Below are 12,658 nucleotides of genomic sequence, written 5' to 3'. Positions count from 1 at the left end.
CATGTCCGTCGCCTCCTTGAGACGCGGGCTGCCCCGCGAGTTCTGGTGGCTGTGGACCAGCACCCTCGTCAACCGGCTCGGCGCCTTCGTCGCCACCTTCATGGCGCTGTACCTGACCCTCGACCGCGGGTACTCCGCCTCCTACGCCGGACTCGTCGCCGCGCTGCACGGGCTCGGCGGGGTGGTCTCCTCCCTCGGCGGCGGGGTGATGGCCGACCGGCTCGGGCGGCGGCCCACGCTGCTCGTCGCCCAGGTCGCCACCGCCCTCTCCGTGGCGCTGCTCGGCTTCGTGCACCACCCCGTCGTCATCGCCGGCGTCGCCTTCCTCGTCGGGGCGGCCTCCAACGCCTCCCGGCCCGCCGTGCAGGCGATGATGGCCGACATCGTGCGGCCGGAGGACCGGGTCCGGGCGTTCTCCCTCAACTACTGGGCCATCAACCTCGGCTTCGCCGTCTCCTCCACGGCCGCCGGGTTCATCGCCGAGGTCAGCTACCTCGCCGGCTTCATCGTCGAGGCCGGCATGACCCTCGTCTGCGCGGTCGTCGTCTTCCTCAAGCTGCCCGAGTCACGGCCCCGGCCGGTGGACAAGGCCCTGCGCGGGGACTCCGTCGGGCTGCGGACCGTGCTGCGCGACGGTCGGTTCATGGGGGTGGTCGGGCTGTCGTTCCTGGTCGCCTTCGTCTTCCAGCAGGGCTCCATCGGGCTGCCCGTGGCGATGGGCGCGGCCGGCTTCACCCCGGCCGACTACGGCATGGCCATCGCCGTCAACGGCGTCCTCATCGTCGTGCTCCAGATCCCGGTCACCCGGTTCATCGAGCACCGGGATCCGGGACGGCTGCTCGTGATCTCGTCGGTCCTCGCCGGATACGGCTTCGGGCTGACCGCCTTCGCCGGGTCCGTCGGCGTCTACGCGCTCACCGTCTGCGTGTGGACCCTCGCCGAGATCGTCAACGCGCCCACCCAGACCGGGCTCGTCGTCCGTCTCTCCCCGGTCCACGGACGCGGGCGCTACCAGGGCATGTACACCCTGTCGTGGGCCGCGGCGTCGCTCCTCGCCCCGCTGTCGTCCGGCTTCGTCATCGACCGGTTCGGGGCGGAGTGGCTGTGGGGGCTGTGCGCGGTCGTCGGGACGGCGGCCGGGGCCGGGTACGCCCTGCTGATGCGCCGGCTGCCCGCGGAGGCCACGAAGGCCACGGAGCCCACGGATGGGGCGTATGTGGCGGATGAGGCGGCGGGTGCGGCTGGTGCGGTGGAGACCGCCGGTGCGCCCGGGCCGGTCACCGCCGCGGCCGACGTCAGCGCCACCTGACGGGCGGGGCGGTGTCCCCTCCGGCCCGGCGGTGCCCCCGGCCCGGCGGTGCCCCGGCTCATTTAGGTGGACGGCCCAGCGGCCCCTCTTCTCACGGATGCATCCGCGCCCCCTTCAGCACCTTGTCCACCGCGTTCCGCGGGCCGTACACCGCCAGTCCCACCAGGTCCAGGGCGTCCGTCCCCACGGCCCGCACCGCCGCGCGGTTGTCGCGGTCGTTGCCGGTGGCGAAGAGGTCGCCGGTGAACACCGCGCGCGGCAGGGCGCGGGAGAGCACGCGCGCGTGGGCCGCCGTCAGGGTCTCCTTCGCGCCCTCGAACACCAGCACCGGCTGGCGGAACATCGGCAGGTAGGGGACGCCGTCCGCGTCCTCGTACGGCTCCCCGACGACCTCGGGGAGCTCTGTGCCCAGGCCGCTGACCAGGAACGCGGTGACGTTCAGGCGCTGCCAGGTCTCCAGGTCCTCGCGCAGCAGGACGGCGATCTTCGTGTCGAAGCGGACGGGCGGGTCGGCCTCGGGGGTCGGTGCGTCGTTCATGGTCCGAGGCTGCCGTCCGGAGCGTGGCGGCGTCTTGTACGTTCTTTGCATGGCCTCCGCTCAGGGCAGGGCCGCGCAGCCCACCGCCGACGTCTCCGCCTGGCGCCCCCGCGTCCGGGGCGTCGTGGAGGTCTTCCACGCGCACTTCACCGGGTACGCCTACCCGATGCACGTGCACGACTCCTGGACGCTGCTCATCGTCGACGACGGGGCCGTACGGTACGACCTCGACCGGCACGAGCACGGGACGCCGCACGACACCGTGTCGCTGCTGCCGCCGCACGTGCCCCACAACGGCTCCGCCGTCACCCCGGACGGCTTCCGCAAGCGGGTGCTGTACCTGGACGCGAGCGTGCTCGGCGAGGAGCTGATCGGGCCCGCCGTGGACGGACCCGACCTGCGCGAGCCGCTGCTGCGGCGGCGGGTCGGGCAGCTGCACGCGGCCCTCGCCCGGCCCGGGGACGAGCTGGAGGCCGACAGCCGGCTGGCGCTGGTCGGTGAGCGGCTGCGCGGCCATCTGCGGCCCCGGCAGCCCCTGCGGCCGGTCCGGCGTGACCCCGTCCTGGCGCGCCGGCTGCGCGACCTCCTCGACGGGCGCGTCGTCGAGGGCGTCACGCTCGACACGGCCGCCGGGCTGCTCCAGGCGCATCCGGCGCATCTGGTCCGGGCGTTCAGCGGGGCGTACGGCATCGCGCCGCACCAGTACCTGACGGCCCGCCGTGTCGACCGGGCCCGCCGGCTGCTGCTGGAGGGGCGGCCGGCGGGCGAGGTCGCGGCGGCCGCCGGCTTCTACGACCAGGCCCATCTCACCCGGCACTTCCGGAAGCTGGTGGGGGTGACCCCCGGGCGCTACACGGCGTCCGCCACCTGACGTCGCCCCAGTCGCCGGCCGCCGGCACGCCGACGCGCCGGTGGTGGGTGGTCCCGCCGAAGGTCCGTCGTCAGTGACGCCTTCACTCGCCGGGGCGGCGGGTGAGGTGGCGGAAGGCGTCCAGATTGCGGGTGGACTCGCCGCGGGAGACGCGCCAGGCGTACTCGCGGCGGATCGCGGAGGCGAAACCGAGCTCCAGGAGGGTGTTGAAGGCGCCGTCGGCGGCCTCCAGGACCTGGCCGAGGAGGCGGTCGATCTCGTCGGGGGTGACCGCGGCGAGGGGGAGGCGGGCGGTGACGTAGACGTCGCCGAGGTGGTCGACGGCGTAACTCACGCCGTACAGCTTGAGGTTGCGCTCCAGGAGCCAGCGGTGGACGCCGGCCTCGTTCTCGTCGGGGTGGCGGACGACGAAGGCGTTCAGGGAGAGCGAGTGGCGGCCGACGATGAGGGAGACGGTCGTCTTCAGCTTGCGGGTGCCGGGGAGTTGCACGACGTAGGTGCCGGGCTCGGGGCCCTCCCACTCCAGTTCGGCGTCCTCCAGGACGTCCTCGACGACCCGCGCGGCCGCGTTCTGTGCGTCGGCCCGCCGCGCCTCAGTCATGCCACTCACCCATGCGGGGAGCGTACGCGACGGCGGTGGGCCTGCGTCGCGGCCGCGTAGACGTCGGCGGTGGCGGCGGCCGCGGTGTCCCAGCCGAAGGACCGGGCGTGCCGGGCGGCGGCCGCGCCCATACGGGCGGCGAGGTCCGGGCTGTCGGCGAACTCGGCGAGCACGCGCGCGTAGCGGGCCGGTTCGTGGCCCTGCACCAGGACGCCGGTCTCCCGGTCGCGCACGGCCACCGGCAGCCCGCCGACCGCGGCGGCGAGCACGGGTGTCCCGGCGGCCTGCGCCTCTATGGCGACCAGGCCGAAGGACTCGCTGTAGGAGGGGACGACGAGGACGGAGGCGGCGCGGAACCAGTCCACGAGCTGGTCCTGCCCGACGGGCGGCCGGAACCGTACGACGTCGGAGATGCCGAGGCGGGCGGCGAGCTTCTGCAGGCCCTCCGGTTTGGCGAGGCCGCTGCCGCTGGGGCCGCCGACCACGGGCACGACGATCCGGGAGCGCAGCTCGGGGCGCTCGTCGAGGAGGACGGCGACGGCGCGCAGCAGGATGTCGGGGGCCTTGAGGGGCTGGATGCGGCCCGCGAAGAGCGGGATCAGGGCGTCCTGCGGCAGGCCCAGGCGGGCGCGGGCGGCGGCACGGCCGTCGGCGGGCCGGAAGCGGTCGAGGTTGACGCCGGGGTGGACGACGGCGACCTTGTCGCGGTCGGCGTCGTAGTGCCGGACGAGTTCGTCGGCCTCCTCCGCCGTGTTGGCGATCAGCCGGTCGGCGGCGGTGACGATCTGGGTCTCGCCGATGACGCGGGCGGCGGGTTCGGGGGTGTCGCCGTCGGCGAGGTTGGCGTTCTTGACCTTGGCCATGGTGTGCATGGCGTGCACCAGGGGGGCGCCCCAGCGCTGGGCGGCGAGCCAGCCGACGTGCCCGGACAGCCAGTAGTGCGAGTGGACGAGGTCGTAGTGGCCGGGGCGGTGGCCGGCCCAGGCCTGCATCACGCCGTGGGTGAAGGCGCACAGCTGGGCGGGGAGGTCCTCCTTGGCGAGGCCCTCGTAGGGTCCCGCGTCGACGTGCCGGACGAGGACGCCGGGGGCGAGGTCGACGGTCGGCGGGAGGCCGCCGGTCGTGGCGCGCGTGAAGATCTCGACCTCGATGTCGATCGCGGCGAGACGCTGTGCGAGCTCGACGATGTAGACGTTCATGCCGCCGGCGTCGCCCGTGCCGGGCTGGTGCAGCGGCGAGGTGTGGACCGAGAGCATGGCGACGCGGCGGGGGCGGCGGTGCAGCCGGAGCCGCGCGGGTGCCGTCCCGGAACGACGCCCGAGCCTGCCGATGTACTGGCTCACGTGGCGTTCCTCCTAGCTGCGGGCATGCCGGACGGAGGATGTGCGGCACCCTCCGAGGGGGTGCAACGCCGGAGGGAGCCGTCGCCATTCCGGCGGGCTCCCGGTCGCGGACGTTTTTGCCCAGGCGTTACCGGGGGTCGCTCAACCGTTCGAGTTCGGGTTGCGTCGTGCCGCGGTCCTGCCGCCGTGGACACGGACACCGTCATGGACACCGTCGTCATGCACACCGCCGTCGAGGACACCACCCTCGTGGTCCTGCGGTCATGGACATCGCCGTCATGGCCACCGCCGTCGTGGTCCTGCCGTGACGGACACTGCCGTCGTGGTCCTGCGGTGACGGACACTGCCGTCGTGGTCCTGCCGTCATGGACACCGAATACCCTCGAAGGCATGACATCCCGCGCGGCCCTCCCCCACTCTCGGCTTCGCTCGAGCGGGGGGACCCCCGTCGTGGGCACGGTCACGCGCGGGACGACCAACCCCAACCGGCTGCGCCGCATGGACCGCTGGATCGCCGCGGCGCACGGCCGTGAGCTGCGCCGCGCCGGCCGTGCCGTGGCCGTCGACCTCGGCTACGGCGCCGCCCCCTGGACGGCCGTCGAGCTGCTCGCCCGTCTGCGCTCCGTCGCGCCCCACGCGCGCGTGGTCGGCGTCGAGATCGAACCGGCCCGGGTCGCGGCGGCCAAGCCGTACGAGCGGGACGGCCTCGCCTTCCGGCACGGCGGCTTCGAGGTCCCGCTCGACGGCCGGCCCCACCTCATCCGCGCCGCGAACGTGCTCCGGCAGTACGACGAGGCCGAGGTCGCCGCCGTCTGGGAGCGGCTGTGCGCGCGGCTCGCACCGGCGACCCGGACCTCGCGCGGGGGGCTGCTCGTCGAGGGGACCTGCGACGAGATCGGGCGGCGGCACGTGTGGGTCGCGCTCGGCCCCGAGGGCCCCCGCACGGTCACCTTCGCGACCCGGCTGGGCTCCCTGGAGCGGCCCTCGGACCTGGCGGAACGGCTGCCGAAGGCACTGATCCACCGCAATGTGCCCGGCGAGCCCGTGCACGCCTTCCTCCGCGACTTCGACCGCGCCTGGGCCGCCGCCGCGCCGTACGCCTCGTACGGCGCGCGCCAGCGGTGGATCCGGACGGTGCGGGACCTGACCCGGGACTGGCCGGTGACGGACGGCCCGGCGCGGTGGCGGCAGGGGGAAGTGACGGTGGCGTGGGGGGCGCTGGCCCCGCGGGGGTAGGCACCGGGAACGATCTCCCTGAGGCGTTCGTCACATAGGCGGGGACTTCGCCATGGCGGGGTGGGAACGGGGGGAAGGACTGCCTCTGTCGTTTTCCGGCAGGGCATGGCACGATCCCTCGGGCGACCGTAAGTTACTGACGGTAAATCAGCTCTGGGGGGACATATGGGGACGGGCAAGCGCGGCCTGCTCGCGGTGGCCGTGACCGTGGTCTGCGCGGTCACCGTGCTGGCGGTGCCGGGTACGGCGTTCGCCGCTCCGAGCCCCACACCGGCGCCGACGACCGCGCCCACGCTCACCCCGCCGCCCTCGCACAGCGCGGACCTGGAGGCGATCCGCGAGAAGCTCGACACGCTGTACCACGACGCCTCGGTCGCCACCGACGCCTACAACGCGGCCGAGGAGCAGGCCCGGAAGCAGTCCGCGGAGCTGGTGGAACTCGCCGGGAAGATCGTCGAGGGGCGTGAGGAGCTGGAGGCGCTGAAGGACCGCGCGGGCGCCGCGGCCCGCTCGCAGTACCGCGGCGGCGGCCTGCCGGACGAGGCCCACCTGCTGCTCAGCGACGATCCGGGCGAGTTCCTCGACGGGGCGGGCCGGGTGCTCCAGGGGCAGCGGGCGACCGACGGACTGATCGGTGAGATGACCCGCACCCAGCAGGACCTGGAGCAGTACTCCGCCGACGCCTCCGCCCAGTGGCAGAAGCTGGAGGCCAACCGGAAGGCCAAGGCCGCCGCCCAGAAGAAGATCGAGCAGCAGATCGCGGCGGCCGAGAAGCTGGAGTCCCAGCTGGAGAAGGAGGAGAAGGAACGCCTCGCCCAGCTCCAGGAACAGGCCGCACAGCAGGCGCAGACCGCCTGGCTGGGCACCGGTGTGCTCGACGGCGTCGAGGGCGAGGCGACCGCGCAGGGCCTGGAGGCCGTCCGGTACGCCACCGCGCAGGTCGGCAAGCCGTACGTGTGGGGCGCCGAGGGACCCGACTCCTTCGACTGCTCGGGCCTCACCTCCCAGGCGTGGGTGAACGCCGGCCTCACCATCCCGCGCACCTCGCAGGAGCAGTGGCGGCAGCTCGAACGGGTCGCGGTCACGGACCTGCGCCCCGGCGACCTGATCATCTACTTCGACGACGCCAGCCACGTGGGGCTGTACGTGGGCAACGGCTCGATCGTCCACGCCCCGCGCCCGGGCCGGACGGTGACCGTCGCGGGGGCCGGCTCGATGCCGATCCTCGGGGTGGTGCGGCCGGACGCGTGAGGCCGGGCACAGGGGCGAACGCGTGAACCCGGGCATACGGCCGGACGCCTGAGCCCGGGCACACGGGCGAACGCGTGAGCCGGACACACGGCCGGACGCGTGAACCCGGGCACACGGGCGAACGCGTGAGCCGGACACACGGCCGGACGCGTGAGCCGGACGCCTGAGCCCGGACACACGGGCGAACGCGTGAACCCGGACACAGGGCCGGCGGCGGCCCGTGACCGCAGCCACGTGACCCACCGCACGCCCCTCCGCCACCAAACCTCCCGCCGACGTGACGTTCGTCATTCCCGCACCCCATCCCCCCTGCCCAACTGCGGTACGGAACGCGGCATATGACAGTGGCCTGAGATCAAGCGGCGTGCTCCGCACCATTCCGCTGCGGCGCCTTCTGCCGCTATGGTCCCGGTCGGTGGGTCGAGGTCCCTCGTCCCCGCCATGCCCTCGGGGGGAGGGAAGGAACCCGACACGATGCCCGTACCCGTACCGCGGCAGAGAGCGATCCCGGCCGTGGAGTGCGGTCAGGCGCAGGCCGCCCCCGCAGTCGGTGGCCCCTCCACGGAAGAAGCCCCGCGCACGGACGACCGGAACGACGCTCGCGACGAAGCGAACACGACGACGCCGGTCGGGGACGACGCCACACCCGGCGGCGCCCCCTCCGGCGTGAGCGCCGCCGCCCACACCACCAACCTCACACTGCTGCTGATCGAGGACGACCCCACGGCCGCCCCGATCGTGCCCGGCCTGCTGGACTCCTCCGGCAAGCCGATCCGCGTGCGCACCGCCCGCAACCTCACCGAGGCCGAGCGGCTGCTCACCGACGACGTCCACTGCATCCTGCTGGACCTCGCCCTGCCCGCCCCGGGCCGCGCGGACGACGACGACGAGCTCGCCGTGCTCCGGCACGTGCTGCGGCTCGCGCCCCGGCACGCCGTGCTCGCGCTGACCGCGTCCGGTGACGCCGAGCGCGGGGCCGAGGCGGTCCGGGTGGGCGCCCAGGACTACCTGTTCCGCGACGAGTTGGACGGACGGCTGCTGAGCCGCGCCATCCGGTACGCGGTGGAGCGGAAACGATCCGACACGGCCGAGCGGCGGCTCGCCGAGGGCAGGCTGCGCGCCCAGGAGAACGCCCGCCTGGAGCGTGGGCTGCTGCCCACGCCCCTGCTGGACGGCTCCCCGCTGCGCTTCGCCGCCCGTTACCGCCCCGGCCGCTCCCGCGCGCTGCTCGGCGGCGACTTCTACGACACCGTCCGCACCCCGGACGGCACGGTCCACACCATGATCGGCGACGTCCGCGGCCACGGCCCGGACGAGGCCGCCCTCGGGGTGGAGCTGCGGATCGCCTGGCGGGCGCTGACGCTGGCCGGCCTGTGCGGCGACGAACTGCTGAACACGTTGCAGCAGGTGCTGGAGCACGAACGCGAGGACGACGAGATCTTCGCGACGCTGTGCACGGTGGACATCGCGCCCGACGGCCGCCGCGCCGGCCTGTGCCTGGCCGGCCATCCGGCCCCGCTGATCGCCCGCCCCGGCCAGCCGCCCCGGCTGCTGCCCTACGACAACAACGGCCCCGCCCTCGGTCTGCTGCCGGGCGCCCGCTGGCCGCGGATGCAGGTCGAGCTGGGCGCCGCGTGGAGCCTGATGCTGTACACCGACGGGCTCATCGAGGGACGCGTCGGGGACGGCAGGGAGCGCCTGGGCCAGGACGGCATGGTGGAGATGATCGGCCGCCAGCTCGCGGCGGGCCTGCACGGCGAGAACCTGCTGCGGGCGGCCGTCAACGAGGTCCGCGAGCTGAACGGCGGCGAGCTGACGGACGACGTGGCGGTGGTCCTGCTGGACCGAGTGCCTTAGCGCTCCGCTGGGGGCCGGGATCGGGTTGCGCCGATTGGGGGTGCGTGGTGTGCCGGGTGCGGGTCGTCGGGGGCTGGTCGCGCAGTTCCCCGCGCCCCTGGCCGAAGGGGGCTGCGCCGCCCTTCAGCCAGGGGTCTCTCAGCGGCCGCCGTTGTACGGGCCGTACGGGCCGTCGCTGCTGGAGCCGCCTCGGCGGGTGCGGCCGCCGCCCGGGAGGGAGCGGAGGGCGGGCCGGACGTCGACCATGTACACGATGGTCGCGATCAGGCCGATGATCGGCAGGAACGACAGGATGTTGAAGATCAGGTTCACCACGAAGGCGAGACCGAGGACGATCAGCCAGAACGGCTTGGTCTGCTTGTCCGCGGCGCGATAGCCGTCCTCGCGGCGGATGGCCGCGTCGAACAGCGCGAAGCCGCTGAACACGATCAGCGCCAGGCTCAGCAGCGACATGAACCCGGCGAACCCCTGCATCAGCACTACGTCCACCACCCGACTCGGCACGGCTCGTCCTTACGCGGCCACCGTACCCGCAACCGCGCCTCCGTCACCCGTACAACGGGCCGGGCACCCTCCGAGTGCCCGGCCCGTGGCCGTGTTCCCGCGCGTTCCGCGCGCGTGGGGGATGTGCCCGCGGTGCTCACTCGGCCGGCGGCGGGGTCGTCTTCTTCGCGGTGGTCTTGCGGGCGGCCGGGGTCTTCTTGGCGGGGGCCTTCTTCGCCGGGGCGGGCGCGGCCGCGGCGGGCTTCGGCTCGTCCACGACCTCGACCGGCTGGGGCTTCGGCTCGTCCTTGCCCTCGACGACGATCGCCAGTTCCTCGATCTCCTCGGCGGCCTCGCCGCGCCAGGTCCGCACGGCCTGCTCGCCGTGCTCGGCGACCTTCTCGTAGGTCTCGCGGGCCTTCACGGCGTACTCGGCGGCGACGCCGACCCCGCGCAGCGCGAGGTCCTGGGCGGTCTCGCCGAACTTCTTCAGGTCGGCGTCGAGGGTGCTGCTCAGCTTCTTCAGGTCGCCGTCGAGGGCGCCGAGGAACTCGCCCACCTTGGTCTGGAAGGTCTCCTGCGCCTCCTTGGCCCGGGCGCCGGCCTCCTTCGCGCGGGCGGCGGCCCGCTCCTGGACGGCCTTGGGGTCGGTGTTGCGGACCGCCTCGAACCGGGCCGGAGCCTCGGTACGCAGCTGCTCGACCAGGCCCGGCACCTTCTTCGCCTGCTGGAGGGCCAGGTCGGCGGTGCCGGCCGCGAAGTAGAGGGGGGTCGGGTCGCTGAGGGTCTTGCGCAGGTCGTCGGTGATGGCCATGGTGATGGTCCTCCCGTGGTCGCGTTCGTCGCGTTGTTCGCGTTCGTGGATGTCGGTCGGTGCGGGTCCGCGGTCGGGCGGCCGGTCCACCGGTCCGGTCAATCGGCCTTCCGCTGCGGATCGTCGTCGGTGCCACCGGCCGTGCGGGTGTCGTGTTCGGCGGCGTCGTCCCGGGCGTCCGCCGCGCCGTCGCCGACCGTGAATCCGTTCTCCTTGCGGAAGGACTCGTAGATCTGCAACAGCGCCTGCTTCTGCGGCCCGGTCAGTGTGGGATCGGCGAGGATGACGGCGCGCGTCTCGACCTCGTCCCGGTCCCGTTCGGCGTCGAGGATGCCGGCGCGCACGTACAGCGTCTCGGCGGAGATCCGCAGCGCCTTGGCGACCTGCTGCAACACCTCCGCGCTGGGCTTGCGCAGCCCGCGCTCGATCTGACTCAGGTACGGATTGGACACCCCGGCGGCGTCGGCGAGCTGCCGCAGCGAGAGCTGGGCGTTTCGCCGCTGCTCGCGCAGGTACTCACCGAGATTGCCGACCTTGAGCGATGCCATGCCTCCAGCGTGCCCCACCATCGCTAACAATTGCAAGCACCTGCTTGCAGAAGTGTGTCGCATCGCCGTCGTACGCCGTGCCCGGCCGAGGCCGGGGGCGCCGTAGCCGTCGGGACGGCTGTCTACCCGCGGTCCGACCGCGGTTCGGCGGTGTCGCCCGAGGCCTCCTCCGCTCTGGTGTGGAGGACGTCGCGGGCCTGTTCGGCGGCGCGGGTGATGCTCTCGCTCACGAAGTCGAGGAAGCGGGCGACGTTCTCGAGGCGGACGCCGGCCGGGGTGCCGGGGCCGAGGACGCCGACGCCCTGCCGGGCGGTCTCGACGATGACGGCGGTGGACCGGGCGCTGGCCATCATCGACTGGTACCAGATGTCGTCGTCGACGACGTAGCGCTCACGGCGGCGTTCGTCGCGTTCCCGGCGGGCGAAGCCCTGGCTCTCGAGGAACGCGATCGCCTTGGAGATGGACGCCGGGCTGACCTGGAGGCGCCCTGCCAGTTCGGACGCGGTGAGGCTGCCCGCGTCCGTGAGGGTGAGACAGGCCATCACCCGGGCCATCATCTTGGGCATGCCCGAGGCCATCAGGACGGTGGCGAACGTCTCCTCGTACTCGCGCATGGCGTCGGCGTCGCGCCCATGGGCCTGCGGGGGCGCCTCCGCCCCGCGGGGCGCGGCCTGCCTGCGCCGCTGGGCGCGGCGTTCGGTGGCGCGGTGCGCGAGGTCGGCGCGGTAGGCGGTGGGACCGCCGTTGCGCATCACCTCGCGCGTGACCGTCGAGGTCGGGCGATCGATGTTCCTGGCGATCTCCGCGTAGGCGAGGCCGTCGGCCAGTCCCAGCGCGATCTGCTGCCGTTCCTGCTGGGTGAGTCTGCCTCCCGGCATCGCGGTCTCCTTCACTCTCCTCGGGGCCTCCAGCATAGCGTTCACCCTCAATCCATTGCAACGACCGAGCCCACTCGTTGCATTTGATGCGAAGGCCGTTGCAACGATTATACGGCCCTTACCTGCACTGATTGCATCGCAGTGCAACATCTTTATTGCGTGATCCGTGAATGCAACGTAGCTTTTCGTGCATCGGAAACGACGAGCCCGAGGAGAGACACCATGCAGAAGTTCGACACCCCCGCCCCGATCTCCGCCGTCCTGGACATCCCCGCGGGTCGCATCCGGTTCATCGCCGCCGACCGGGCCGACACCACGGTCGAGGTCCTGCCCGCGGACGCCTCGAAGGGGCGTGACGTGAAGGCGGCGGAGCAGACCACGGTCGCCTACGGCGACGGCGTCCTGCGGATCGCGGCCTCGCCGGCGAAGAACCAGTACTTCGGCCCCTCCGGATCCGTCGAGGTGACCGTCCAGCTGCCCGCCGGCTCCCGCGTCGAGGCGAAGACGGCCGGCGCCGAACTCCGGGGCGTCGGACGGCTCGGCGACGTCGCCTTCGAGGGCGCGCAGGGCCCGGTCAAGCTCGACGAGGCCGCGAGCGCCCGCCTCACCGTCCTCGACGGCGACGTCTCGGTCGGCCGCCTGGGCGGTCCCGCGGACATCAGCACCCAGAGGGGCACCATCCGCATCACCGAGGCCGTGAGCGGCACGGTCACCCTGAGCACCCAGCAGGGCGACATCTCGGTCGGCGCCGCCCGCGGGGTCTCCGCCTCGCTGGACGCCGGCACCTCCTACGGCCGGATCCACAACGCGCTCACGAACACCGACGGCGCCGCCGCCGGCCTGGCCATCCACGCGACCACCTCGCACGGCGACATCGCCGCCCGCAGCCTCTGAAACCGAATCCGAATCCGAATCCGAAGGAGAACCCG

At 73.3% G+C, this 12,658-nt stretch carries 13 protein-coding genes; 6 read left to right on the top strand and 7 right to left on the bottom strand.

Annotated features, from left to right (window positions below):
• Position 1 precedes the first annotated feature (1 nt).
• Positions 2 to 1,309, top strand: a complete 1,308-nt coding sequence (locus tag ACFYWQ_RS32035) for an MDR family MFS transporter (RefSeq protein WP_389521268.1) — start codon at positions 2 to 4, stop codon at positions 1,307 to 1,309.
• A 91-nt stretch (positions 1,310 to 1,400) separates the two neighbouring features.
• On the opposite strand, the gene ACFYWQ_RS32030 is transcribed toward ACFYWQ_RS32035, so the two are convergent.
• Positions 1,401 to 1,847, bottom strand: a complete 447-nt coding sequence (locus ACFYWQ_RS32030; RefSeq protein WP_389521266.1) for a DUF2000 family protein — start codon at positions 1,845 to 1,847, stop codon at positions 1,401 to 1,403.
• A gap of 49 nt (positions 1,848 to 1,896) precedes the next feature.
• Between ACFYWQ_RS32030 and ACFYWQ_RS32025 the strand changes: the two genes are divergently transcribed.
• Entirely contained in the window at positions 1,897 to 2,718 is an 822-nt protein-coding gene (locus ACFYWQ_RS32025; RefSeq protein ID WP_389521265.1) for an AraC family transcriptional regulator, read from the top strand.
• Positions 2,719 to 2,800: 82 nt separating this feature from the next.
• Here ACFYWQ_RS32025 and ACFYWQ_RS32020 read toward each other — a convergent pair whose 3' ends face one another.
• Together ACFYWQ_RS32020 and mshA are read right to left on the bottom strand one after the other, a co-directional pair.
• Positions 2,801 to 3,319, bottom strand: a complete 519-nt coding sequence (locus tag ACFYWQ_RS32020; protein WP_389521609.1) for a YbjN domain-containing protein — start codon at positions 3,317 to 3,319, stop codon at positions 2,801 to 2,803.
• 5 nt (positions 3,320 to 3,324) lie between these two features.
• Positions 3,325 to 4,662 carry a D-inositol-3-phosphate glycosyltransferase gene (gene mshA, locus ACFYWQ_RS32015; RefSeq protein WP_389521263.1) on the bottom strand — a complete coding sequence of 446 codons (1,338 nt, stop codon included), beginning with the start codon at positions 4,660 to 4,662 and terminating at the stop codon, positions 3,325 to 3,327.
• Between the two features lie 390 nt (positions 4,663 to 5,052).
• Here mshA and ACFYWQ_RS32010 point away from each other — a divergent pair, with 390 nt between their 5' ends.
• From ACFYWQ_RS32010 to ACFYWQ_RS32000, 3 genes are all read left to right on the top strand, one after another.
• Complete coding sequence (locus ACFYWQ_RS32010; RefSeq protein ID WP_389521261.1) at positions 5,053 to 5,898, top strand: class I SAM-dependent methyltransferase; 846 nt, start codon at positions 5,053 to 5,055, stop codon at positions 5,896 to 5,898.
• Positions 5,899 to 6,063: 165 nt separating this feature from the next.
• Positions 6,064 to 7,149: an NlpC/P60 family protein gene (locus ACFYWQ_RS32005; protein ID WP_389521260.1), complete on the top strand. Its 1,086-nt coding sequence runs from the start codon at positions 6,064 to 6,066 to the stop codon at positions 7,147 to 7,149.
• 474 nt (positions 7,150 to 7,623) lie between these two features.
• Entirely contained in the window at positions 7,624 to 9,006 is a 1,383-nt protein-coding gene (locus ACFYWQ_RS32000) for a PP2C family protein-serine/threonine phosphatase (RefSeq protein ID WP_389521258.1), read from the top strand.
• 138 nt (positions 9,007 to 9,144) lie between these two features.
• Here the strand turns inward: ACFYWQ_RS32000 and ACFYWQ_RS31995 are convergent, their stop codons facing one another.
• From ACFYWQ_RS31995 to ACFYWQ_RS31980, 4 genes are all read right to left on the bottom strand, one after another.
• Positions 9,145 to 9,480 carry a DUF2516 family protein gene (locus tag ACFYWQ_RS31995; RefSeq protein WP_389521607.1) on the bottom strand — a complete coding sequence of 112 codons (336 nt, stop codon included), beginning with the start codon at positions 9,478 to 9,480 and terminating at the stop codon, positions 9,145 to 9,147.
• A gap of 166 nt (positions 9,481 to 9,646) precedes the next feature.
• Positions 9,647 to 10,303, bottom strand: a complete 657-nt coding sequence (locus tag ACFYWQ_RS31990) for a hypothetical protein (protein ID WP_389521606.1) — start codon at positions 10,301 to 10,303, stop codon at positions 9,647 to 9,649.
• 98 nt (positions 10,304 to 10,401) lie between these two features.
• Positions 10,402 to 10,851, bottom strand: a complete 450-nt coding sequence (locus ACFYWQ_RS31985; protein ID WP_389521256.1) for a helix-turn-helix domain-containing protein — start codon at positions 10,849 to 10,851, stop codon at positions 10,402 to 10,404.
• Between the two features lie 122 nt (positions 10,852 to 10,973).
• Positions 10,974 to 11,729 carry a helix-turn-helix domain-containing protein gene (locus tag ACFYWQ_RS31980; RefSeq protein WP_389521254.1) on the bottom strand — a complete coding sequence of 252 codons (756 nt, stop codon included), beginning with the start codon at positions 11,727 to 11,729 and terminating at the stop codon, positions 10,974 to 10,976.
• Positions 11,730 to 11,951: 222 nt separating this feature from the next.
• Between ACFYWQ_RS31980 and ACFYWQ_RS31975 the strand changes: the two genes are divergently transcribed.
• A complete protein-coding gene (locus ACFYWQ_RS31975; RefSeq protein WP_389521252.1) occupies positions 11,952 to 12,623 on the top strand; it encodes a DUF4097 family beta strand repeat-containing protein in 672 nt (223 codons plus the stop codon).
• Positions 12,624 to 12,658 lie beyond the last annotated feature (35 nt).

It is taken from the genome of Streptomyces sp. NPDC003247, assembly GCF_042888135.1.
Taxonomy (GTDB): Bacteria; Actinomycetota; Actinomycetes; order Streptomycetales; family Streptomycetaceae; genus Streptomyces.
This window is presented reverse-complemented; position numbering and strand designations above follow the sequence as displayed.